Raw genomic sequence first — 26,603 nt, 5'->3', positions numbered from 1 at the left:
TTTCTCACTGCGAGTTTTCGGCGTGGCGCACCAAGGCGCCCAGTGCGCGGAACCACGTTTCGGCCAGGTCGCGCACCCGCGCTTCGGGTGCGAGGGCCTCGGGCCACGACCAGTGGGCCGACAGGACGGGGCCGTCGGGCCGGTCTTCGGCCAGCGCGTTGACGGTCAGCGCGTGGGAGACGCGCTTGCCGGGATCGGCGCCGAGGTCGGCGGCGTCGCCCTCGGGGGCGTACTCCCAGTCGCCCTGGTCGGCGTGGCCGAAGCGGCCCATGTAGTTGAACTCGATCTCCGGCTCCGGCAGCGCGGCGAGCTCCGGCCCGGTCACGGGGTTCAGGTGCCGCAGCAGCCCGAAACCCGTGCCCGCGACGGGTGCGGCGTCCAGCTCCGCCCGCACGCGCTCGAGTGCCGTGCGCGCCGCAGGGCCGCCCGCCAGTGCGTCGGCGAGGTCGAGCTCACCGAGGTCGAGGCAGACCGGCACGACGCTGGTGAACCAGCCGACCGTGCGCGACAGGTCCGCGCCGCCGGCGAGCTCGTCCTCGCGGCCGTGGCCCTCGAGGTCGACGAGCGTCGCCGTGCCCTCGCCCGCACCGTGGCGGCGGCGCCAGTCGGCCACCGCGAGCGCGAGGCCGGTGAGCAGCACGTCGTTCACGGTCGCCCGCAGCGCCGCCGGCACGCGGCCCAGCAACGGACCCGTCACCGCCGCCGGCAAGGTCAGCGACAGAGCCCCCAGCCCCGAATCGACGTCCACCTCAGGATCACGCGAACGCAGCAGCGGCAACGGATCGCCGCCGGCGAGCACCGAGCGCCACCGGTCCAGCTCCGCCTCGCGAGCCGGCTCCACCGCCCGCGCCGCGAGCTGCTCCGACCACCGCCGGAACGACACGTCCACCGGCGGCAGCTCCGGCTTCCGCCCGGCGGCCACGGCCTCCCACGCCGCCGCGAAGTCGGGCAGCAGCACGCGCCAGGACACCCCGTCGATCACAAGGTGGTGCACCAGCACCAGCAACCGGCCCCGCGCCGGCCCGGCGTCGAACCAGGTCGCCCGCAGCATCGCCCCGGCGTCCGGGTCGAGCCGCGCCCGCGTGGCCAGAGCCTCCGCCGCGATCACGCGCTCCAGCTCCGCACCCCCGAGCCCGCGAACGTCCACTCGCGACACCCAGCCGCTCACGTCCACCGGTGCCGGCACCCGCAACGCCCACCGCTCGGGCTCCCGGTCGAGCCGCGCCCGCAGCATCGGGTGCCGGTCGACCACGGCCCGCAGCACGGCCGAAAGGCTCTCGCTCGTCACCTCGGCCGGCGTGATCAGCAGCGCCGCCTGGTGGTAGCCGGCGATCGGGCCGCCCAGCTCCCGCATCGCGTGCATGATCGGGGTCAGCCCGACGGTGCCGGTGCCGTCGTCGGACATCGGCTTCACGACGCCGGCCTCGGTGGCCACCGTCGCGAGCCCCGCCACCGTCCGGTGCCGGAAGATGTCGCGCGGCGAGATCCGCAGCCCACCCGCGCGGACGCGGGCCACCAGCTGCATGGCCACGATGCTGTCGCCGCCCAGCGCGAAGAAGTCGTCATCGACACCGAGGCCCGGCACGCCGAGCACCTCGCCGACCATCGCACACAGCTCGCGCTCCCGCTCGCTCGACGGCGCGCGGCCGCCGACCTGGGCCGAGAAGTCCGGCGCGGGCAGGGCCGCGCGGTCGAGCTTCCCGTTGGCCAGCACCGGGAGCCGCTCCAGCACCACGAACGCCGCCGGGACCAGGTGCTCGGGCAACGCCGAGACGGAGTACTGCCGCAGCTCCGAGGCGTCCACCGGCGCCGCCGGCACCACGTACGCCACCAGCTGCTTCACCCGCGCCTCGCGCACCACGACCACCGACTGCGCCACCGCCGGGTGCCGGTCGAGCGCCGCCTCGATCTCCGCCGGCTCCACGCGGAAGCCGCGGATCTTCACCTGGTCGTCGGCGCGGCCGCCGAAGTCGAGCCGGCCGTCGGGCGTCCACCGCGCGAGGTCGCCCGTGCGGTACATGCGCGTGCCGGGTTCGCCGTACGGGTCCGCGACGAACCGCTCGGCCGTCAGCGCCGACCGGCCGAGGTATCCCCGCGCCAGGCCGTCACCGGCGAGGTACAGCTCCCCGGTGACGCCCGGCGGCACGGGCCGCAGCGAACCGTCGAGCACATACGCGCGGGTGTTGGCCACCGGCCGGCCCACGAGCGGCCGGTCACTGTCCGCGATCCGTGCCACCAGCGCGTCCACAGTGGACTCCGTCGGCCCGTAGAGGTTGACCGCCTCGGTCCCGTCCAGCTCGGCCAGCCGGCGCCAGAGCGCCTCCGGCACCGCCTCGCCGCCGACGCCGACCACGGCCAGCGGGCACCGGTCGCCTTCGACGAGTCCGGCATCGGCCAGCTGTGTGAACAGCGACGGCGTGACCTCGATGAAGTCGAGCCCCTCGCGCCGGATGAGGTCGGCGAGCTGCTCCGGGTCGCGGCGCACCTCGTCGGGCACCACGTGCACGGCGTGGCCGTCGAGCAGCCACAGCTGCGGCTGCCATGACGCGTCGAACGAGAACGACCACGCGTGCCCCACCCGCAGGTGCTCGCGCCCGGTGCGGGCCACGGCCGGCCGGTGCAGCGTGGCCCGGTGGCTGTGGAACAGGTTCACCAGCCCCGAGTGCGGCACCACGACGCCCTTCGGCGTGCCCGTCGAGCCGGACGTGTAGATCACGTACGCCGGGTTCTCGGGCCGCAGCGGCCGCAGCCGGTCGGCGTCCGTCAAGTCCTCTTCGGACCCCTCAGCCGCCAGTAGATCCGGCAGCAGCACCATGCCGGCGAACTCGGGCAGGACACCGCGGACCTCCGTGACGGTGACCAGCAGCCCGGGCCGGGCATCCGCCAGCATCGCGGCGAGCCGTTCGGCCGGGTAGTCCGGGTCGAGCGGCAGGTAGCCCGCACCGGCCTTGTGCACGGCGAGGATCGCCAGCAGCACGCCGGCCGACCTCGGCAACGCCAGCGCCACCAGTGTCTCCGGCCCGGCACCTCGCTCGACCAGTGCCCGCGCGAGCCGGTTGGCCCGCGCGTTCAGCTCCGCATAGGTCCACTTCGCCCCGCCGACGACCGCGACGGCGTCGGGCGAGCGCCGCACCTGCGCCTCGAACAGCCCGGCGACGGTCGACGGCTCCACCGCTAGTGCGTTGTCGTTCCAGTCGCGCAGGATCCGCCGCGACAGCTGCGCCGGCAGCACGTCGACCGTCCCGGCCGGACGGTCCACTTCGGACACCATCGCACCCAGCAGCAGCTCCATGCCGGCGAGCAGGCGCTCCGCGTCGTCGTCGGTGAACAGGTCCGCGCGGTACTCGGCGGTGAGCCGGAGCCGCTCGGCCGGTTCGATCGCCCACGTCAGCGGGTAGTGCGTGGAGTCGCGGTGGTCCACGATCGTCGCCCGCAGCCCGTCGTCAGGATCGTCCTCGGCGCCGGGGTAGCTCTCGAACACCACGAGCGTGTCGAACAGCTCGCCCAGCCCGGCCTCGCGCTGGATGTCGGCCAGCCCCACGTGCTGGTGCGGCAGGAGCGCGGCCTGCTCCTCCTGCACGCGCTCCAGCAGCGCCGACAGCGGTTCGGCCGGGTCGTGACGCACCCGCACCGGCACGGTGTTGATGAACAGCCCGAGCATCCGCTCCACTCCGGGCAGCTCCGGCGGCCGGCCCGCGACCGTCGCGCCGAACACCACGTCGGTGCGCCCGGTGAGCGACGCGAGCAGGAGGCCCCACGCCGTCTGGACCAGCGTGTTCACTGTGAGCCCACGCTCGCGCGCCAGCGCCGTCAGCTCGCCTGTCGCTTCACGGGGCAGTTCCAGCGTCCGCTGCTTCGGCAACACGGGCGCCCGATCCGGGTCCACGGGCGCGAGCCGGGTGGGCTCGGCCAGACCGGCGAGCGAGTCGCGCCAGGCCGCCTTGGCGGTGGCCTCGTCCTGGTCACGCAGCCAGCCCAGGTAACCGCGGTACGGCAGCGCGGGCGGCAGCTCCCGGCCGGCATACAGCGCGGACAGCTCGGCCAGCAGCTGCGGCACGGACCAGCCGTCGAGCAGCAGGTGCTGGTGCGACACCACCAGCCGGTGGTGCCCGTCGGCGAAGCGCACGAGCAGGAACCGCAGCAGCGGCCCGGCGCTGACGTCGAACCGGCGGCGCTCGTGCGCGAGCTCCGCGTCGAGGGCGTCGTCGGTCGCTTCCCGCCACTCGGGCTCGGCCGAACGCGCGACGAGCGCGACCGGACGCCCGGAAGCCAGGTACCGGTAGCTCGTGCGCAGGTTCGGGTGCCGCCCCAGCAAGTCCCGCACCGCCTGCCGCAGCCGGGACGTATCGAGCCCGGCGAGGTCGAACCCGAACTGCACCGTGTAGACGTCCGGGCCCTCGGTGTCGGCCGTGGCCAGGAACAGCAGCCCCGACTGCAGCGGCGTGAGCGGCCAGACCTCGGCCGCGTCGGGTGCGCTCGCCTGCAGCTCCGCGCGTTCAGCCTCGGTCAGGTCCAGCAACGGCCGTCCGTCGTCCGACGACGGCGTGGCCAGCACCTCCCCCGCGACCTCCGCGAGGCCGGTGACCGTGCGGTGGCGGAACACGTCCCGCGCGCCGAGCAGCAGACCGGCGGCCCGGGCACGGGCCACGAGCTGCATCGCGACGATACTGTCGCCGCCCAGGCGGAAGAAGTCGTCGCGCACGCCGACGCGCGGCAGCCCGAGCACGCCGGCCACCAGCTCCGCGAGCACTTCCTCGCGGGGTGTGGCCGGAGCGTCGTCGCCGGCCTCGAACTCAGGTGCGGGCAGCGCCCGGCGGTCGAGCTTGCCGCTCGGCGTCAGCGGCAGCTCGGGCAGCGGCACGACGGCGGCCGGGACCATGTGCTCGGGCAGCGTCTTCGCGACATGCTTGAGAACGGCGCTGTCGAGCAGGTCGTCTGTGGCCACCCGAGCGACGACGTAGGCGACGAGCTGCCGTCCTTCGTGGACGATCACGCGCGCCTGAGCGACGGCCGGGTGCGTACCCAAAGCGGCCTCGATCTCACCGAGCTCCACGCGGAAGCCGCGGATCTTGACCTGGTCGTCAGCTCGGCCCAGGAACTCGAGCTCCCCGTCCGCCGTCCACCGGGCGAGGTCGCCGGTCCGGTACATCCGCTCGCTGGGCGTGCCGAACGGGTCCGCGACGAACCGTTCCGCCGTCAGGCCCGGGCGCGCGTGGTAACCGCGCGCCAGCTGCACGCCGGACAGGTACAGCTCCCCCGCCACGCCCGGCGGCACGGGCCGCAGGCGAGCGTCGAGGACGTGGGTGCGGGTGTTCCACACCGGACGTCCGATCGGGACCCGGCCCGACGGCGCCACCCGCGCGGGCGCCGCGGTGACGTCGACCGACGCCTCCGTGGGCCCATACAGGTTGTGCAGTTCGGCGTCGAGGTCGAACCTCGCCACGACGTCGGCCGGCAGGGCCTCACCGCTGCACAGCACGCGCCGCAGGCTCGAGCACGTACGGGCGCCCGGTTCGCCGAGGAACACCTCCAGCATCGACGGGACGAAGTGGACGGTCGTCACGCCTTCGCGCTGGATCAGCCCCGCGAGGTACACGGGATCCTTGTGGCCCTCGGGTTTGGCGACCACCAGCGTCGCGCCGGTGACGAGCGGCCAGAAGAACTCCCACACCGACACGTCGAAGCTCGACGGCGTCTTCTGCAGCACGCGATCGTCGGCGGTCAGCGCGTACTCGTCCTGCATCCACTGCAACCGGTTCACGATCCCGGCGTGCGGGACCACGACGCCCTTGGGCCGCCCGGTCGAGCCCGAGGTGTAAATCACGTACGCGGGTGCGTCCGGCGCAACCGTGAGCTCCAGGTTCGTGCTGTCGTGACCGGACGCGTCGACCGGGCCGTCGAGCACGACGGCCGGAGCTGCGTCGGCGAGCATGAACCCACGCCGGTCGGCCGGGTAGTCCGGGTCGAGCGGCAGGTAGGCCGCGCCCGCCTTGTGGATCGCGTAGAGCGACACCACGAGGTCCAGCGACCGCGGCAGCGACACCGCGACCACGGACTCCGGCCCGGCGCCCTTCTCGCGCAGCCACCGGGCGAGCTGGTTGGCCCGCGCGTTCAGCTCCGCGTACGACAGCGACGCGCCCTCGAACACCACCGCGACGGCATCCGGCGTCCGAGCGACCTGCGCCTCGAACAGCTCCGGCAGTGTCGCCGGGACCACGTCGTGATCGGTGGCGTTCCACGTCGCCAGCAGCGCTGATTCATCGTCCGACACCACGTCGACCGACCCGACCGGCACCGAGGGATCAGCGGCCACCTGCTCCAGCACTCGCACCAGCCGTGTCGCGAACGACTCCGCCGCCGCGCGGTCGAACAGGTCCGCGCTGTACTCCACCGCGCCGGCGATCGCGCCGCCCGGCTGCTCCAGGAACCCGAACTCGAGGTCGAACTTCGCGACGTCCTGCGTCACGTCCTCGCGCACGACCTGCAGCCCCGGCAGCTGCGGCGGGTCCGCGCCCTCCGGCAGGTACACGACCATGGTCTGGAACAGCGGGTGCCGCGCCAGGGAACGCTCCGGGTCCGCCACCTCGACCACGCGGTCGAACGGCAAGTCCTGGTGTGAGAACGCGGCCAGGTCCGTCGCCCGCACCCGGCGCAACAGCTCGCCGAACGCGGGATCGCCCGCCAGATCTGTGCGCAGGACCAGCGAGTTCACGAAGAACCCGACCAGATCCGTCAACCGTTCGTCCGTGCGCCCGGACACCGGCGCGCCCAGCGCGATGTCGGTGCCGGCGCCCAGGCGGTGCAGCAACGTGGCGACCGCGGCCTGGCTGAGCATGAACATGCTGGTGTCGTGCTCGATCGCCAGTGCGCGCAGCCGCGCCGTGAGCTCGGCCGGCACCTCGAACGTCACGGTCCCGCCGCGGTGGCTGGACTCCGCCGGCCGTGGTCGGTCGGCGGGCAGATCCAGCTCCTCCGGCAGCCCGGCGAGCGCGTCGCGCCAGAACGAGCTCTGGCCCTCCTGCTCGCCGCCGAGCACGGCCTGGTGCCACAACGCGTAGTCCGCGTACTGCACCGGCAACGGTGTCCACTCGGGAGCGATACCTTCGAGCCGCGCGCGGTAGGCCGTCGCGAGATCGGCGAGCAGCGGGCCTTCCGACCACTCGTCGGTGACCACGTGGTGCAGGAGCACCAGCAGCACGTGCTCGTCGTCGGCCACGGTGAACACACGCACGCGCACGGGCGGGGCCTCGTCGAGCCGGAACGGAACGTCCACTTCGGACCGGATCCGCGCGGCCACCTCGGTCACGCGCTCGACGGCGAAGTCCAGCGGCGCGCCGGCGAGGAGCCGCTGCGCGGGGACCCCGTCGTGTTCCTCGAAGACCGTGCGCAGCACCTCGTGCCGGGTGACGACGTCGCCGAACGCCGCGCGCAACGCGTCGAGGTCCAGCGCGCCGCGCAGCCGCCACGTGTGCGGCACGGAGTACGTCGACGTGGGACCGTCCAGGCGGTAGAGGAACCAGAGCCGTTGCTGCGCCGCCGAAAGCGGGAGCACCTCCGGCCGCGCCGCCACCACCAGTTCGGGCCGCCCGGCCGACAGACCGTCGAGACGGGGGGCCAGCTGCGCGACCGTCGGCGCGTCGAACACCGTGCGCAGCGGGACGTCGACGCCGAGGGCGCCCCGGATCCGGCTCACCAGCCGCATCACGAGCAGCGAATGCCCGCCGAGAGCGAAGAAGTCGTCGTCGACGCCCGGCGCGGCCACGCCGAGTACGTCGGCGAAGAGCTCGCACAGCTCGGTCTCGCGCGCTGTCCGGGGCGCCCGGCCGGACCCGGCCGAGAACTCCGGCGCCGGCAGCGCGCGACGGTTCAGCTTGCCGCTCGGGGTGAGCGGCAGCTCCGCCAGCTCGACGACCGCCGCCGGAACCAGGTGCGCCGGCAGCGTTTCCGCCGCCCGCGCCCGCAAACCGGCCGCGTCCAGCGCACCGGCCGGGACGACGTAGGCGACCAGCAGCCCGTCGCGCGCGGCCACCCGGACCTGCGCCACCGACGGGTCACCGGCCAGCGCGGCCTCGACCTCACCGGGCTCGATCCGGACGCCGCGCACCTTCACCTGATCGTCGGCGCGGCCCGAGAACTCCAGCACGCCGTCGCCGCGGTGGCGGGCCAGGTCGCCGGCGCGGTACATCCGCGAACCCGGCGGGCCGAACGGGTTGGCGACGAAGCGATCCGCCGTCAGGCCGGGCCGCCCGAGGTAACCACGCGCGAGCTGGGCGCCCGCGAGGTACAGCTCGCCGATGACGCCCGGCGGCACCGGCTGCAGGCGTGCGTCGAGCACGTACGCACGCACGTTCCAGCCCGGCCGCCCGATCGCGATCGGGCCGCCGTCGTCGGTCCAGGCCAGCACGTCGATCGACGTCTCGGTCGGGCCGTAGAGGTTGTGCAGCGGGATGCCGAGCACCTCGCGGACCCGGGCGGCCAGGTCGCGTCCCAGCGCCTCGCCGCCGACGACGATCCGCGTGAGGCTCGTGCACCCGGCCGCGGCGGGTTCTTCCAGGAACAGCTGCAGCATCGACGGTACGAAGTCGGCGGCCGTCACGCGCTCGGCCCGGATCAGCTCGGCCAGGTACCGCGGGTCGCGGTGCCCGTCCGGGCGCGCGACGACCACGACGCCGCCGACCATGAGCGGCCAGAACACCTCGCTCACCGACACGTCGAAGGTGATCGGCGTCTTGTGCAGCATGCGGTGCGTCGCGTCCAGCGGATACGCGTGCTGCAGCCAGCGCAGCCGGTTCACCACGCCTTCGTGCGGGACCACCACGGCTTTCGGCCGGCCGGTCGAACCGGACGTGTAGAGGACGAACGCGGGGTTCGCCGGGCGCGCCACGCGTTCCGGTGCCGTGGCGGGGTAGCCGTCCAGCCGCCCGAGGAGCGCCGGGTCGTCGAGGACGCACACCGGAGCGGCATCGGCGAGCAGGTACTCCACGCGCTCGGCCGGCTGGCCGGGGTCGAGCGGCAGGTAGGCGGCGCCCGCCTTGTGCACGGCGTACAGCGCCACGACCAGCTCGACCGAGCGCGGCAGCGCGACCGCGACCACCGATTCGGCGCCGGCGCCCTGCTCCCGCAGCCAGCACGCGAGCCGGTTGGCCCACGCGTCCACCTCGGCGTAGGTCAGGGAAGTGCCCTCGAACACGACGGCCACGCCGTCGGGCGTCGCCGCCGCCTGGGCTTCGACCAGCTCCGCCACCGTCGCCGGTTCGCTCTCGTGCGCGGTGTCGTTCCACTGGCGCACAACGAGATCACGTTCGTCGTCGCCGAGCAGGTCGTACTCGCCGATCGTGGCGGCGGGTTCGGCGGCGACCTGGCCGAACAGCGAGACCAGTCGCGCGAGCATCCGCTCCGCCGTGCCCGCGTCGAACAGGTCGGTCGCGTACTCCAGCTGCAACGTGATGTCGGCTCCGGCGTCGTCGACCATCGTGAAGCTCAGGTCGAACATCGCCGTCTCACCGGGCACCTCGAGCCACTCGGTGGGCAGCCCCAGCACGTCCGGGTCGCCATCGGGCCGGTAGTGGTAGCCCGTCATGACCTGGAACAGCGGGTTGCGCCCGGGCACGCGGTCCGGGTTCAGCTCTTCGACCAGCCGGTCGAAGGGCAGGTCCTGGCGCGAGAACGCGGAAAGGTCCGCTTCGCGCAGCCGGGCGAGCAGCTCGGCGAACGTCGGCTCGCCGGACAGGTCGGCGCGCAGCACGAGCGTGTTGACGAAGAACCCGACCAGCTCGTCGAGCGCGGCGTCGGTGCGGCCCGCGATCGGCGCGCCCAGCGGGATGTCCTCGCCCGCGCCGAGCCGGTGCAGCAGGGTCGCGACGGTCGCGTGCAGGACCATGAACATGCTCGCGCCCGACGACGCCGCCAAGCCGTGCAGCGCTCGGGCGACCTCGGCCGGCAGTCCGGCCCGCACGGTCCGGCCGGCACCACTCGGCCGCGCGGGCCGGGGCCGGTCGGCCGGCAGCGCCAGCTCGTCCGGCAGGCCGCGCAACGCCGTGGTCCAGAACTCCAGCTGCTCGGAACCGAGCCGGTCGAGCAGCGCCTCGTGCCAGAGCGCGTAGTCCGCGTACTGCACGGGAAGCGGCGCGAGCTCTGGCGAGTGGCCGGCCACGCGCGCCTCGTACGCAGTGGTCAGGTCCGCGAGGAACGGCCGGTCGGACCACTCGTCGGTGGCGACGTGGTGGAGCACGATCGCCACCACGTGGTCACGATCGCCCAGCCGCAGCACCTCGGCGCGCAGCGGCGGCTCCCGTCGCAGGTCGAAGCGGTACCGGGCCAGCCCCCGCAGCCGCTCGGGCACGTCGGCCTCCGCGCAGTCCCCGACCGTGAGCTCCGGCTCCGCGGCGGGCAGAACCTGTTGGTACGGCGAGCCTTCGTGGTCGGCGAAGACGGTACGCAGCGACTCGTGCCGGGCGACGACGTCGCCGAGCGCGGTGCGCAGCGCGGCCACGTCGAGGTCGCCGCGCACGCGGAAGAACAGCGGGAAGTCATACGCCTCGCCGACTTCACCCAGCTCTTCCAGCAGCAGCAGCCGGCGCTGGGCCGCAGACAGCGGGACGCGCCCGGGCCGATCCGCGCGTACGACGGACGGCCGCGCGGGTTCGCCGCTCCCGGCCCGCGCGGCCAGCCCCGCGACGGTCGGTGCCTCGAACAGGTCCTTGATCGCCAGCTCGGCGCCGAGCTCCGTCCGGGCGCGGCTGATCAGGCGGGTGGCCAGCAGCGAGTGCCCGCCGAGGTCGAAGAACGAGTCCTCCACGCCCACGCGCTCGAGGCCGAGAACCTCGGCGAACAGCTCGCAGAGCACCTCTTCCTCGCGCGAGGCCGCGGGCCGGCTCTCCGCCAGCGACACGGCGGGTTCGGCATCGGGCAGGGCGCGGACGTTGAGCTTGCCGTTGTCGGTCAGGGGCAGGCTGCCGAGCGTCACGAACGCGGCCGGGACCATGTAGTCGGGCAGCTGCCGCTTCAGCTCGTCGCGCAGCACCTGCACCAGTTCGGCGCTGCCGCGCGCAGCGGTGGGGCGGTTGGCGAACCGCGCGAGGTTCGTGCCGGTCGCCGCTGGCACGTACAGGCCCGAGACCGGTGCATGTGCGCGGACGAACACGGCGTCGAACACCCCGTCGACGCCGGTCGACCACGTCGTGTGCACGGCATAGCCCAGGCGCTCACCCAGGCGATGCACCGCTTCGGGTTCGATGCCGTCACCGGTGCCGTGGAAGCGATCCAGCACGTCGAGCAGCGGCGCGCCCGCGTCGAGCGCCCGCATGGCGGCGAACTCCGCGGCGAGCCGCGCGTCCGGGATCCGGCTGACGCGCAGCTGTTCGCCGGTCAGCCTGCTCTCCAGCTCGGCGAGCGAGCCGGCTTCGTCCCACAGCACGCGCGGCGCCTGCGCCACCGGTACCTCGCCCGTGGTGTCCTTGGTGAGCACGACGTCGTAGCGGTAGCGGCTCAGCTCGTTGTGCAGTTCGGCCCGCTTCACGCGGATGCGGGCGCCGACGCCGGGCAGCGTGTGCACGAGCGCCGTGAAGTAGTCCGGGTCGAGCAGGAGCTCCTTCTCCAGCGCCGCTCCGCGTTCGATCGCGCGCCGCAGCTGGGCGACGTCGGACGTCACGTCGGCGCGCGTGAGCTGGATGGCCGTGTGGAACGACCGCGCGAGCCGCAGGTTCCGCACGTCGCCGACGAACAGCGAACCGCCCGGCGCGAGCAGATCGAGCGCCGTGCTCAGCACCTGCGTGAGGTAGTCGACGCTCGGGAAGTACTGGATCACGGAGTTGATGACGACGGTGTCGAAGTGGCCGCGCGGCAGGTCGCCGAACTCGTGCGCCGGCTGCGCCCGCAGCGTGACCTTGGCGGCCAGCTCCGGGGCCCGCTCCAGCTCTCGCGTGAGCTTGCCGATCACCGGCGCGGCGAGGTCGGTGCCCCAGTACTCCTCGGCGTGCGGCGCGAGCTGCCCCATCAGCAGGCCGGTGCCGACGCCGATCTCCAGGATCCGCCGCGGCGCCGGCTCCCCGATGCGCGCGACGGTGGCCGCGCGCCACTCCCGCATGTGCGCCAACGGGATCGGCGTGCCGTCGTAGCTGGAGTCCCAGCCGGCGAAGTCCTCGGTGAACAGCGCGGTCGGGATCTCGGTGTACTCGTCGGAGTAGATCTGCTGCCATTCGCCGACCTGGTCGGCCTCGGCCGCGTCGCGCTCGTCGCCGCTCAGCTCGGCCGGCACGACGTAGCCGACGAGCCGCTGCAGCCCCGGCGCCGACGGGTCCGGCCGCGCGATCACGGCCGCCTGCGCGACCTGCGGGTGCCGCGCCAGCGCCGTCTCGATCTCGCCCAGCTCCACGCGGTAGCCGCGGATCTTCACCTGGTCGTCGGTGCGGCCGAGGAAGTCGAGGTTCCCGTCGGGCCGCCGGCGTACGAGGTCGCCCGTGCGGTACATGCGCGAACCGGGCCCGCCGAACGGATCCGCGACGAACCGCTCCGCCGTGAGGGCCGCCCGCCCGAGGTAGCCGCGGGCCAGGCCGGTGCCGGCGATGTAGAGCTCACCGGGCACGCCGTCGGGCACCGGCCGCAGCCAGTTGTCCACAATGTACGCGCGGGTGTTCCAGATGGGCTTGCCGACGGTCGGGGTGTCGCTGTCGGTCGTGCCGCCGCCGAGGGTGTTGATCGTGTACTCGGTGGGGCCGTAGAGGTTGTAGCCGTAGACGCCTTCGGTGTCGCGCAGCCGGTTCCAGACCGATTCGGACACGGCTTCGCCGCCGAGCAGCACCAACGCGGGCCGGTGGCTCGCAGTGTCTTCGTCGAGTGGGCCTTCCTCGAGCAGTCCCTCCTCGATGAGCAGGTGAGCGTAGGTCGGCGTCACGTTCACCACGTCGACCTGGTGCCGGTCGCAGTACGCCACGAGCGCGCGAGCGTCGCGGCGCAGGTCCTCGTCGCACACGTGCACCTCGTGGCCCTCCACGAGCCACAGCAGCTCTTCCCACGACATGTCGAACGCGAACGACACGGTGTGCGCGATCCGCAGCCGGCGCCCGCCGGCCGACGCGATGGCCGGCCCGAAGATCGCTTCCTGGTGGTTGAGCTGCATGTTCGTCAGGCCGCGGTAGGGCGTGACGACGCCCTTCGGCTTCCCCGTGGAACCGGAGGTGTAGATGACGTACGCGGGGTGTTCCATGCGGTCGGCACGGTCGCGGCCGAACAGCGGGCGCTCGACGTCCGCCAGTTCGCCGCCGGACAGCGCGCCGAGTTCCGCGCGCGTTTCCTCGCTGTCGAGCAGCACGCGCGGCAGGTCCTGCGGCAGATCCTGCGCGACGGCCGTGGTCGTGACCAGGCACAGGGGTCCGGCGTCGTCGAGCATCAGCGCGAGGCGGTCGGCCGGGTAGTCGAGCTCGAGCGGCAGGTACGCGGCTCCGGTGCGCAGCACGGCGAACAGCGCCACGACCATGTCGATCGAGCGCGGCAGGCCGAGCGCGATCACGCGTTCCGGCTCGGCGCCGCGGGAAAGCAGCAGGCGGGCCATGCGGTTCACGGCTTCGTCGAGCTCCGCGTAGGTCACTGTCTGCTCGCCGAACACGAGGGCGGTGGCATCCGGCGTGCTCGTGGCCTGCGCGGCGAGCAGGTCGGCGATCGTGTCCCGCATCATCGGGTGCTCGGTGGCCGACCAGATCTCCCCCAGCTCCGCGCGGCGCTCGGCGGACACCGTCTCCAGCGCGCCGACGGGTGCAGTGAGGTCGCCGACGAGCTGCTCGACCAGCCCCGTGAACCGGCTCAGCAGCACGGCGGCCTCGTCGGCCGCGATCACGTCGTCGCGGTAGGACAGGGTCACGCGCATCGACTGCCCCGGCGTGACGACCAGCGTCAACGGGTAGTTCGTGGCATCGACGTTCACGAGGCTCGAGATGCCGTGGCGGTGGCGCAACCCGGCGTAACGCTCGTCGCCGTCCGCGCCGCGGAGCACGAACAGCGTGTCGAACAGCACGCGGTGACCGGCCTCGCGCTGCAGCACGCCGAGACTCGTGAACTCGTACGGCGTGAGGTCCATGCGCTCGGACTGGATGCGGCGCAGCAGGTCGAGCACCGGCTCGTCGGGCACGAGCCGCACGCGCGCCGGCACGGTGTTGAGGAACAGGCCGATCGTGGTCTCGATGTCCGGCACGGCGGCCGGGCGCCCGGCGACGGCGGCGCCGAACACCACGTCCTGGCGGCCGACCATCGTGGACAGCACGAGGGCCCACGCCGCGTTGAGCACCGAGTTCACCGTGAGACCGTGGCGCCGGGCCTCGTCGCGCAGCCGGTCGGTCAGCTCGGGCGTCAGGTGCGCGTCGAGGTTGACCGGCGTGACGGGTTCCAGCCCCTGCGTGTCGGGGCCGATCAGCGTCGGCTCGCCCAGCCCGGACAGCGCCGAGCGCCACGCCGCCGTGGCCTCCTCGACGTCCTGGCGGGACAACCACTCCAGGTAGTCCACATAGGACCCGCCCGTCGGCTGTTCGCCGCCTTCGTAGTGCGCGAAGAGCTGCTCGATGAACAGCCACGCGGACCAGCCGTCCCACAGCAGCAGGTGCCGGTTGAGCACCACGCGGTCGCGTTCGTCGCCGAGGCGCACGAGCGTGATCCGGAACAGCGGTGGGGCGCCGAGGTCGAACCGGGTCGTCCGGTCGCGCTCCATCAGCTCGGTCAGCTGCCGCTCACGGTCTGCTTCGGACAGTACGCGCAGGTCCACTTCGGTCACCGGCGGCGGGAAACCGGCGGTGACGAACTGGACCGGCCCGCGCAGGCCTTCGCTGGTGAAGCCGGCGCGCAGGCTGGGCGTGCGGTCCATCAGCGCCGCGCACGCGGCACGCAGGCGATCGGCGTCGAGGTGCCGGTCGAGGTCGATGGCCTCCTGGATCGTGTAGACGTCGATGCGCGACTGGTCGTAGCTGGAGTGGAAGAACAGACCTTCCTGCAGTGGCGAGAGCGGCCAGATGTCCGACAGCGGCAGCGGGCTCAGCCGTTCGACGTGCTCGATCTCGTCCTGTGCCAGCTCGATCAGCGTGAGGTCCGACGTGGTCAGCCCGGCCGCGGCGACGTCCGTCGCGGCGAGGTCGGCCAGTGCGGCGACCACGCGGTCGACGAAGTCCGGTGTGGCACCGGCGAAGGTGAGCGCCAGCACCGGTCCTTCCGGCGTGTCCTCGCAGACCGCGCCGATCCGCAGCGCGTGCGCGCCGACCGGTGCGCCCGGGCCGGTCGCGAAGTCCCAGTCCTGCGCGCCGAACGGCACGTGGCCCGCGTAGCGCAGCAGCACCTCAGCGCGGGCGAGCTGGGCGAACAACGGCGCGGCCTGCGGGTTGAGGTAGCGAAGCAGGCCGAAGCCGAGGGCGTCAGGGGCCGCGCGGACGAGGTCCTTGACCTGCTTGAGGTCCGGCACGGCCAGCCGCACCGGACGCGCGGTGTGCAGCGCGCCCACCGCGGCAGGTGTCCCTTCAGGACGGTCGAGCACGTCGACGACCAGTTCGCCGCCGGCTTGCGCGAGGGCCGTGAGCAGCACGTCGGTCACGTCTCCGCGCACCGACGCCGGCAGCTGCTCGACGAGGGCCCGGCTCTGGTCGGGCGGGAACCGCACGGTGCGTTCGGTCTGCGTCCCGGCGACGGGGACCGTCGCGGCGCCCGGTGCGAGCGTCGTGGCCCAGTGTTCCAAGTCCGCCAGCAGGTCCGGCGCCTGCGCTCGCTCGGTGGCGACGCGGGCGTGGGTGCGCAGCGAGGTTTCCACCGCGGCGAACACCGGCGTGCGCCCGGCCCGCGCCGCCGTCCACGCCGTGGCGAGGTCGGCGGCGATCGTGCGCCACGACGGCGCGTCGACCAGCAACGGGTGGGCCGTGAGCAGGAGCCGGTCGCCGGACCGGACGGCCCGCAGCAGGATCCCGGCGTCCGGGTCGAACTCGGCCGTGGTGTTTACGGCCGTGGTGTTGGCGGCCGTGGTGCCCGCAGCCGTGGTGTTCTCGGCGAGCAGCACCTCGGCGGCGTCGACCGCGCCGGCCGGACGCGTCTCGAGCGACCACAGCACCGACGCGACGCGGCTGCGCTTGAGCCGGAGCCCGTCGTGGTGGTCGAACACTGCCTGCAGAGCGGCCGCGAGGCTTTCGGTGTCCGCGTCGGCCGGCAGGCGCAGCTCGATCGACTCGGCACCGCTGTCGCCGAATTCGCGCAGTCGGTGGACCTCGGGAAGCAGCGGCACGTCGCCGACCCCGTCCGGGTCGGACACCGGGCCCTGCGCCACGGGCTCGCCACCGAGCGCCGCCAGCGCGGCGGGCGTGCGGTGGGTGAACACGTCCTTCGGGCTCAGGTCGAACCCGGCCCGGCGGGCCCGGCTCGACACGCTGATCGACGTGATGCTGTCGCCGCCCAGCAGGAAGAAGTCGCCGTCCGCGCCGACCTCGGCCAGCCCGAGCACGTCGGCGAAGATCGCCGTCAGGGCGGACTCGCGGTCGTCGCCGCGCTGCACCGTGGCCGCGGCCGCGGGGACGGCCGGCGCGGGCAGGGCGCGGGTGTCGAGCTTGCCGCTCCGGGTCAGCGGGAACTCGTCGAGCACCACGAGGGCGTGGGGCACCATCGTCGCGGGCAACGCCGCGGTCAACGCGGCCCGGAGCTCGCCGGTGTCCGCCGCACCGGCTGCGTAACCGACCAGGGCGCCGTCGTGCACGACGACCGCGGCCGCCCGGACGCCTAGCTGCGCCGCGAGCACGGCCTCGATCTCGCCCAGTTCGATGCGGTTGCCGCGGATCTTCACCTGCCGGTCGGTGCGGCCCAGGTACTCGAGCTCGCCGTCCGCGCGGCGCTGCACCCAGTCGCCGGTGCGATACATCCGCGCGCCGGGCTCGCCGAACGGGTCGGCCACGAAGCGTTCCGCCGTGAGCGCGGGCTGCCGGTGGTAACCCCGCGCGAGCTGCACGCCCGCGAGGTACAGCTCCCCCGCCACGCCTTCGGGCACCGGGCGCAGGCACGTGTCCAGCACGAGCAGGCGCGTGTTCCACACCGGACGTCCGATGGGGACAGTCGTTTCCGGACCGTCGCGGAACGGGAAGTACGACACGTCCACGGCCGCCTCGGTGGGGCCGTACAGGTTGTGCAGCGGCACCCCCGTCAGCCGCCGCCAGCGTGCCGCGGCCTCGCCGGGCAGCGCCTCGCCGCTGGTGAACGCGCGACGCAGCGACGCGGCCCAGCGCGGATCGCCGGTGACCTCCTCGACGGAGAGGAACGCGGCCAGCATCGACGGCACGAAGTGGAGCGTTGTCACACCGTGGGTGCGGATCACCTCGGCGAGGTACGCCGGGTCGCGGTGGCCGTCGGGCCGGGCGAACACCACGGCCGCGCCTTCGCGCAGCGCCCAGAAGAACTCCCACACGGACACGTCGAAGCTCGACGGCGTCTTCTGCAGCACGCGGTCGTCGGCGCCCAGGCGGTACTCGTGCTGCATCCACGCGAGCCGGTTGACGATCGCGCGGTGCGTGACCACAACACCCTTGGGCCGGCCGGTCGAACCGGACGTGTAGATCAGGTAGGCGGCGTCGTCCGGCGTGGTAGCCGCGCCGGGAACCTCGACCGCAGTGCTGTCTTCGGGGCCGTCAACGGCCACCTGTTCGGGCCCTGCCGGGACCTTCGCGGCCGTCCCCGGTTCGATGACGACCAGCGCGGCCCCCGAGGAAGCGAGCATGTACTCAAGCCGTTCGGCCGGGTATTCCAGGTCGAGCGGCAGGTAGGCCGCGCCGGACTTCAGCACGCCCAGCAGTGCCACCATCAGCTCGGCCGAGCGCGGCACCGCGACGGCGACCACCGACCCGGGCCGCGCGCCGCGGGCCCGCAACCGTCGGGCCAGCACGGCCGCGCGCGTGTCCAGGTCCGCATAGGACAGCCGCTCGTCCTCGAACAGCACGGCCGTCGCGTCCGGCGCCTCGGCCACGTGCCGTTCGAACGCCGTGAGCAGTGTCTGCTCCGGCACTGACACGGCGGTCGCGTTCAGCTCTCCCTGCCGCTCCAGCTCCGCGGCCGAGACCAGGTCCACGTGCGCCACCGGCGCGTCCGGGGCCGCGGCGAACGCTTCGAGCACGCGCACGAACCGCTCCGCGAGCTGCTCGGCCGCCCGTGCGTCAAGGCGCACCGCGTCGAACTTCAGCCCGAACTCCAGCGTGTCGCCCGGCGTGGCGATGAGCGCGACCGGGTAGTGCACCGCGTCCACCACCTCGACGCCGGTCACGCGCAGCGCGCCCGCGTCGTCGTTCTCGCGCGGGTAATTCTCGACCACGACGAGCGTGTCGAAGAGCTCTTCCTGGCCCACGCCGGCGATCCGCTGCAGCTCGGCGAGCCCCAGGTGCTGGTGGTCCAGCAGCGCGGCCTGCTCGTCCTGGAACCGCCGCAGCAGCCCGGCGACGGTGTCGCCCCCGGTCCAGTGGACCCGCACGGGCAAGGTGTTGATGTACAGGCCGACGGCGTCCTCGATCCCGGCGACACCGGGGTCGCGGCCCGACACCGTGCTGCCGAAGACCAGGTCCCCGCGGCCGGTCAAGCGGCCGAGCAGGAGACCCCACGCGCCGTGCAGCACGGTGCCGAGCGTGAGCCCGTGCTCGCGCGCGAACGCGCCCACTCGGGCGGTGGTCGCCTCGTCGACGGCGAAGTGCACGCGCGAAGGACGCCGTGGCGCCACTCCGGCGGGCGTGGTCACCAGGCGGGTCGGTTCCTCGACGCCCGCGAGCGCTGCGCCCCACGCCTGCCGTGCCGCGCCGTGGTCGCGCGCGGCCAGCCGGCGCAGGTGCGCCGTCCGCGAGGCGGGTTCGGGCCGAAGCGGTTCGGTGGCGCCGTAGCGGGAGAGGATCTCGCGCACCATCACGGCGACTGACCAGCCGTCGGCCACGATGTGGTGGAACGTCAGGGCGAGCCGCTCGCGCCCGACGAGCGTGGCGCGCAGCAGCGGCGGCCGGTCGAGGGCGAAGCGGCGGTCGCGGTCGGCGGCCAGCGCGTCGGCGGCGGCCTCGGGCGAGACCTCCCGCCACGGCAGCTCGGCGTGCGCGGCCACGACCTGGACCACGCGGCCGTCGTCGAGCTGGCGGAAACCCGACCGCAGCGACGAATGGCGGTCGAGGAGGTTCTGCACGGCGCGGCGCAGCGTGGGCGGGTCCACCGGTCCGGCCAGGTCGAAGATCTCCTGGACGGTGTAGACGTCGTCGTCCTCGAACGCGGCGTGGAAGAAGAACCCTTGCTGCAGCGGGGTCACCGGCAGCACCTCGGCGTGCGAACCGAGGGCGGCCGAGTCCGTTTCGGACAGCTCCAGCAGCGGCTCGGCCGATTCGTCGGCTGTGGTCACTTCACCGGCGCACGCGGCGAGCGCCTCCGCGGTGCGGTGCTGGAACACCTGCCGTGGCGTGATGGCGAGGCCGTGCCGGGCGGCGCCAAGCACGAGCCGGATCGACGAGATGCTGTCGCCGCCGAGCGCGAAGAAGTCGTCGTCCGCGCCGGCCGAGGGCACGCCGAGCACGTCGGCCATCACTGTGCACAACACGACTTCGCGCGGCGTCCGAGGCGAGCGGCCCCGCGCCAGCGCCCCGAAGTCGGGCAGTGGCAGCGCGGCGCGGTCGAGCTTGCCGTTGGTCATGATCGGCAGGCGGTCCAGCGGCACGAACGCCGAGGGCACCAGGTAGTGCGGCAACGCCTCTTCGACGTGGGTGCGCAGATCCTTCATCAGCGACGCGGGGTCGCGGTAGACCACCGGCACGTTGGCGAGCCGACCGTCGGTCGCACCGAGGTACGTCGCGACCGGCTCCTCGCGCGACAGCACGAGGTCGAACGCCGTCGCCGTCTGCCCCGACCACGTGGCCGCCGCGCGGTAACCGGCCGCGCCGGCCAGCTCGACCAGCACGTCCGGGTCCGTGGCCGCACTGTGGGCGGGCGCCGGCTCCCCGCCGAGCGCCCGCAACGCCGTGAGATCCGGGATGAGCCGCTCGTTCGGGATCCCCGTCACGCGCAGCGCGGCCGGCCGGTGCTCGCCGAGGTGAGCCGAGAACGCGCCGGACGAGCCCAGCTCGGCCCACGGCACCGCCGGAACCTCGCGTGGGGCAACGGGTTCCGTCCGCAGCACGACGTCGTAGCGGTACCGGCTGAGCTCGTTCTCGTACGTCGCCCGCTTCAGCCGGACGTCGGCCTCGGTGAACGCACTGATCCGCCGAGGCAGCGCGGCGAAGAAGCCCGGGTCGAGCACCAGCTCGTCCTCGCGAGCCACAGCCGCGTCGACCGCGGCCGGCGTCGCGTCCCCCTGTACGGCCGCGATGCCCGCGCGCAGAACCCGCTGCAAACTCAGGTTCCGCACGTCACCCACGAACACTGAGCCACCAGGCGCGAGCAGCCCCGTGACCTGCCGCAACACGTCGACGAGGTAGTCCGCGCTCGGAAAGTACTGCACGACCGAGTTGATCACCACGGTGTCGAAGTGCCCCTGTGGCAGATCGCCCAGCTCGTGCGCCGGGCGCGCCCGCAGATGCACCTTGCCCGCCAGCTCCGGCCGGTCCGCGACACGGGTTTCCAGCAGCCGCACCACTTCTTCGGACAGGTCCAGCGCCCAGTATTCATCGGTGTCCGGCGCGAGCTTCGACAGCAGCAACCCGCTGCCTACGCCGAGCTCCAGCACGCGACGCGGCCGCAACGCCCGGATCGAGTCCACAGTGGAATCCCGCCACGCGCGCATGTCACCCAGCGGCAGCGGTTCCCCGTCGTAGCTGGAGTTCCAGCCGGTGAACCCCTCGTCGAACGGGTCGCGATCGGCGACCGAGTAGAGCAGCTCGTGCACGTCCTTCCAGCGGTCGACCTGCGCGGCCTCCCGCGCCGCGTCCCGGTCGGCGCCCGGCGCTTGCTCCGGCACCACGTACGCGACCAGCCGCCGATCACCCGGCTTGACCTCGCGCGGCACCACGGCCACGCGTACGACGCCGTCGTGCGCCGCGATCACCGACTCGATCTCACCCGGCTCCACCCGGAAACCGCGGATCTTGACCTGGTGGTCGGCGCGGCCCAGGAAGTCGAGGTTCCCGTCGGAGCGCCAGCGCACGCGGTCGCCCGTGCGGTACATGCGCTCGCCCGGGCCGGCGAACGGGTCGGCCACGAACCGCTCGGCGGTGAGCCCGGCACGCCCGACATATCCGCGCGCGAGGCCGCGGCCGCCCACGTAGAGCTCGCCCTCGACGCCCGGTGGCACGGGGTTGAGCGCGGTGTCCAGCACGTAGCAGCGGGTGTTGGGGTCGGGGCGCCCGATCGGGATCGGCCCGGTCCAGTCCGTTTCCGCGAACCACAGCGTGGAGTTCACCGTCGCTTCGGTGAGCCCGTACGCGGCGACCACGCGCAGGTCCTTCGCCCAGCGCGCGATCAGCTCGGGCGGCACGGTTTCCGTGCCGACGATGAGCACCGCGCCTTTCGGCAGCTCGCAGTCGGCCGGCAGCGCGGCGACCAGCGAGGGCGGCAGGATCATGTGCGTGGCGGCGTTGTCCGCGATGTACCCCGTGAGCTCGACGCCCGCGACGCGGCGGTGCGAAGGCACCACGATGACGCGCCCGCCCACGCACAGCGACATCACGAGGTCCCACACCGTCACGTCGAACCCGGCCGACGCGAACTGCACGACCCGGCTCTCGGGCGTGATCCCGATGCGCTCGGTGGCCGTGACGATCAGGCTGCCGATGCCGTCGTGCGAGAGCACCACGCCCTTGGGCTTGCCGGTGGAACCGGAGGTGTAGATGACGTACGCGGCGCGGTCGAGCCACAGCTCGCCGAGGTCGACGGGCGCGCCGTCCAGAGCGGTGAGTTCCGCGCGCACAGCGGGGTCGTCCAGCAGCACGACGTCGCCGACCACGGGCAGTTGGTCCGCGGATTCGGCGACCGACAGGACGACACGCGCGCCCGAGTCCGTCAGCAGGTACTCCAGGCGGTCCTCGGGCAGGTCCAGGTCCAGCGGCAGGTACGCGGCGCCGGCCTTGAGCACACCGAGCAGGCCCACGACCAGGTCGATCGAGCGCGGCAGCGCCACGGCGACCACGTCCTCGGCCCCCACCCCGCGGGCGGCGAGCAGGCGCGCCAGGCGGTTCGCGGCGGCGTCGAGCTCGGCGTAGGTGAGCTGCGCGCCCTCGCACACCACGGCGACGGCCTCCGGCTGCCGCGCGACGACACGGGCGAAGGCCTCGGGCCAGTTCAGTTCCGGCGACTCGGCGGGCGACGTCGCGAACTCGGTCAGCACGAGCTGCCGTTCGCGTTCGGTGAGCAGGTCGATCGCCGCGATCGGACGGTCGGCGTGCGCGGCCATGGCGTCGAGCACGGCGAGGAAGCGACGCTCGTGCTCGGCCAGCGCCTCGGGAGTGCCGGCGGCCGCGAACTCGAGCCGCAGCCCACCGCCCGCGCCGGCGTCGTGCGCGGTCACGGCGAGGTCGGTGACGGGGCCGAGCGCGACGCTGTGCACCGTCGCCGCGGCTTCGCCGAACGCGACCGAGACCTCCGGCAGGAAGTTGAGGCTCAGCCCGGTGAGCTCGTGAATCCCGCCGGTCAGGTTCTCCTCGCGCGCGAGGTCCTCACCGCGGCAGCGGCCGTGGTCGAGCAGGTCGGCGACCTCGCGGGTGACCGTCGAGACCAGCTCGGCCGGTGTCGTCGAGGGCCGCGCGGAAACGCGCAGCGGCAAGAGGTTCGACAGCATTCCGGGCCGGCCGCGCAGCTCGGCGTCGGGACGCGCCGCGACGGGCAGGCCGAGCACGAGGTCCTCGGCGCCCGTGACACGGTGCGCGTAGGCGGCCAGCGCCGCGAGCACCACGCGCGACAGGCGGGTGCCGTGGTTGCCCGCGAACTTCCGCAGCCCGTCGGCGCGGGCGGCCGGCAGCGTGACCGACCGCCGGACCACCTCGCCGTCGCCGCCGACTAGCCGCACCGGATCGGGCCGGCCGGCGAGCTTTTCGCGCCAGTACGCGCGATCCGCTTCGTAGGCGGCCGATTCCCGGTACTCGCCGTCGGCGGCCAGGAGCGGCGCCACCGACCAGTCCACAGTGGACGCGTCGCCGTCGTAAAGCTCCGCGGCCCGGCGGGTGAGCACCGCCTGGCCGTGCGCGTCGGTCACCAAGTGGTGGAACGTCTGCGCCCACCACACGCGGTCCGGTCCCAGCACCAGCACCGCGTGCGCGGTCAACGGCCCGCGCCCGAGGTCGACGTGCTCCACCAGTGCCGCCCGCACCCACGCGTGCGCCGCCGCTTCGGGGTCGGGTTCGCCGGACAGGTCCACCACGGGCACCTCGGCCGCCCACGGCGCCGGGTACTGCCGCGGCACGCCGGTCTCGTCGGCCTGGGCCGTCACGTGCAGCCCCTCGGCTTCGCCGACCGCCCGGCGCACCGCGTCCGCGAGCCGCGCCGGATCGACGCGGCCGCGCACGTCGGCGTACCAGCCGATGCGGTACGCCGGGTCCGCCGGGGCGAGCGACTGCGCGAAGAAGACCCCGGCCTGCGCCGCGGTCAAGGGGGAACCGGGCACGACGCCGGTCATCCGGGAACCTCCACCGTTGGACTGAAGCTGGACTGGCTGGGCGCCGCGCCGTCAGCGCGTGCCGCTCACCGCGTACTCGGGCAGGTGCGCCACGGCGGCCCGCCGATCCACAATGGACCGCAGGATCTCGCCGACGCGCACCGCGGTGTTGGACAGCAGCGACGACGTGATGCCATGCGTGTGCTCGGTGCCGCCCTGCAGGTAGAGCCCACCGCGCACGGCGGCGTCGGTGGTGATGCGGTAGTCGCGCTCCACGCGCAGCCGGCCTTCCGCGTCCCGCCGGCAGCCCGTGGCGAGCTCGCCGAGCAGCGGCGTCGGGTCCGCCGGCAGGTACCCGGTGGCGTAGACGACCGCGTCGGCGTCGAGCACCGCGCGTTCGCCGGTGGTCAGCGATTCGACGGTCGCGCGCACGTGGGTGCCGTGGTCGGTCACGTCCACGGGCCGGGAGACATTGAACAGCCGCAGCCGCTCCACACCGAGCACCTTCTCCTGGTACACGCGGCGGTAGAGCTCGTCGATCAGGTCGAGGTCGACCGCGGAGTAGTTGGTGGCACCGTGGTAGCGCATGAGCCGGTCCTTCACGGGTTCGCTGGCGCCGTAGAAGTGGTCGACCGCCTCGGGGTCGAAGATCCGGTTGGCGAACGAGCTGTCGTCGGCCGGGCTGTAGCCGTAGCGCGCGAAGACCGCGCACACCTCGGCGCGCGGGAACTCGTCGTGCAGCAGGGCCGCGACCTCGGCCGCGCTCTGGCCCGCGCCGACCACCACGAACCGCTTCGGTTCGCTGTCGCGCAACCGTTCGACGCGCGGCAGCAGCTGGCTGTTGTGCCAGATCCGCTCACCGCCGGTGACGCCCTCGGGCAGGTTGGGCCGCAATCCCGTGCCCAGCACGAGGTTGCGGGCGCGCAGCTCCACGATCTCGTCGCCGGACTTCGCGCGGACGTCGAAGAAGACCACCTCATCGCCGTCGCGCACCGGCTCGACCGAGAGCACCTCGGTGCCGTAGGACACGACGTCGTCGACCTTGGCGGCCGCCCACTCGAAGTAGTCGTGGAACTCGATCCGAAGCGGGAACAGGTTCTTGTGGTTGATGAAGTCGATCAGCCGGCCCTTGGCGTGCAGATAGTTCAGGAAGCTGAACTCGCTCGTCGGGTTGCGCATGGTCGCGAGGTCCTTGAGGAACGAGACCTGCATCGTGGCGGTGTCGATCAACATCCCGCGGTGCCAGCCGAAACGCGGCTGGCGCTCGAGGAAGTGCGCGGTGACCGTGTCACCGGACCCGGGCGCGGCGTTGTGCTCGGTCAGCGCGATCGCGAGGGCGAGGTTCGATGGTCCGAACCCCACCCCGACCACGTCGTACACCGGCACCTGGCCATCGACCACTGCTCGTGACATGAAAGTCCCCTAGCGCGGCACTGCCGCATCTCGGTTCGGCTCAGCTCCACCCGAAAAAGCTCAGGAAACCCTAACCTAACTTAGGAGAGGCTCAGCTAGTACCTTGTGGGTGATGTTCGTCCCCTCGACCGCGAAAGGGTTTCGCCGATGCGCGTGGCCATGTTCGGCTACCAGACCTGGGGGCACCGCACCTTGAGTGCCCTCATCGACGCTGGTCACGAGGTCGTCCTCGTGGTCACGCACCCCAAGAGCAACCACGCGTACGAGAAGATCTGGGACGATTCGGTGGCCGAGCTCGCCGAGGCCAACGGAATCCGCGCCCTGCTGCGCAACCGCCCCGACGACCCGGAACTGCTGGCGGAGCTCAAGGCCGCGGAGCCGGAGCTGATCGTCGCGAACAACTGGCGGACTTGGCTGCCGCCGGAGATCTTCGACCTGCCGCCCCACGGCACGCTCAACGTCCACGACTCGCTGCTGCCCGCGTACGCCGGTTTCTCACCGCTGATCTGGGCGCTGGTCAACGGCGAACCCGAGGTCGGCGTGACCGCCCACATGATGAACGCGGAGCTCGACGCCGGCGACATCGTGGTGCAGCGCGCGGTGCCGGTCGGCTCGAAGGACACGACCACGGATCTGTTCCACCGCACAGTGGATCTCATCGAGCCGATCGTCGCGGAGGCGCTCTCGCTCATCGAGGCGGGCACCGTGGTGCCGATCGCCCAGGACCGGTCGAAGGCGAGCTTCTTCCACAAACGCGCGCCACGCGACAGTCTCATCGACTGGACGTGGCCCGCTTCGGACATCGAACGGCTGGTGCGGGCGCAGTCCGACCCGTACCCCAACGCGTTCGCCTACCACCGCGGGGCGCGGCTGCGGATCGTGCGCGCGTCGGTGTCGGCCGGGCACTACGGCGGCACGCCGGGCCGCATCTTCATCAAGGAGGGCGACGGCGTGGTGATCGTCGCCGGTCCCGAGGCGCGGCGCGGTCACTCCCCCGGCCTGCTGGTGGAACGGGTGCGCACGGAGGACGGCACGGAGCTGGCTGCGGCCGACTACTTCACGACGATGGGCGGGTACCTCACCGACCGGCCGTGAGCGCGTTTTTGCCGATCGGCTGAAACTGCCGGGTGAGCCGAGTTTGTCGGTGTGCCGGGTTACGGTGGCGGCAACCGTGACCCGGCGTGAGCCCGCCGGGCCCGACCACTGGAGGAACCAGAGATGGCCACCCCGATGTCCGCCGAACGCGCCCGCACTTTCCTCACCGAAGGCAGCCGCAGCGCCATCTTCGTCACCGTCCGTGCCGACGGCCGCCCGCACGCCGTCCCCGTGTGGTTCGCCGCCGACAGTGAGGACCTGCTGGTCAACATCACCCAGGACAGCGTGAAAGGCCGCGCGATCGCCGCGTCGGGCGAAGTCGCGCTCACGGTGCACGACGACGTGCCGCCCTACAGCTTCGTCTCGGTGAACGGGACGGCCGAGATCGTCACCGACCCCGCACGCGTGCGCAGCGGTTCGGAGCTCATCGCCCGCCGCTACCTGCCCGCGGAAGGAGTGGACCAGTTCGTCGGCTACGCCACCTCGCCAGGCAAGGTCCTCGTGGTGGTCCACCCGTCGCACACCACGGGGGTCGACGCCGTGGCCGGCTGACGCG

The 26,603-nt window shown here is 73.1% G+C and carries 4 protein-coding genes; 2 read left to right on the top strand and 2 right to left on the bottom strand.

From position 1 onward, the window contains the following. Positions 1-4 precede the first annotated feature (4 nt). Both ABZU76_RS31655 and ABZU76_RS31650 read right to left on the bottom strand, forming a co-directional pair. A complete protein-coding gene (locus ABZU76_RS31655; protein ID WP_354875866.1) occupies positions 5-23,560 on the bottom strand; it encodes a non-ribosomal peptide synthase/polyketide synthase in 23,556 nt (7,851 codons plus the stop codon). Positions 23,561-23,611: 51 nt separating this feature from the next. Then, a complete protein-coding gene (locus ABZU76_RS31650) occupies positions 23,612-24,952 on the bottom strand; it encodes a lysine N(6)-hydroxylase/L-ornithine N(5)-oxygenase family protein (RefSeq protein ID WP_354875864.1) in 1,341 nt (446 codons plus the stop codon). Between the two features lie 147 nt (positions 24,953-25,099). On the opposite strand from ABZU76_RS31650, the gene ABZU76_RS31645 reads away from it, so the two are divergent. Both ABZU76_RS31645 and ABZU76_RS31640 read left to right on the top strand, forming a co-directional pair. Beyond that, positions 25,100-26,047 carry a methionyl-tRNA formyltransferase gene (locus ABZU76_RS31645; protein WP_354875862.1) on the top strand — a complete coding sequence of 316 codons (948 nt, stop codon included), beginning with the start codon at positions 25,100-25,102 and terminating at the stop codon, positions 26,045-26,047. 123 nt (positions 26,048-26,170) lie between these two features. Beyond that, a complete protein-coding gene (locus ABZU76_RS31640) occupies positions 26,171-26,599 on the top strand; it encodes a PPOX class F420-dependent oxidoreductase (protein ID WP_354875860.1) in 429 nt (142 codons plus the stop codon). Positions 26,600-26,603 lie beyond the last annotated feature (4 nt).

This window comes from Amycolatopsis sp. NPDC005232 (genome assembly GCF_040607795.1).
Classification (GTDB): Bacteria; Actinomycetota; Actinomycetes; order Mycobacteriales; family Pseudonocardiaceae; genus Amycolatopsis.
The sequence above is the reverse complement of the archived record's forward strand: the minus strand, read 5'-3'. Positions and strand labels throughout refer to the sequence as shown.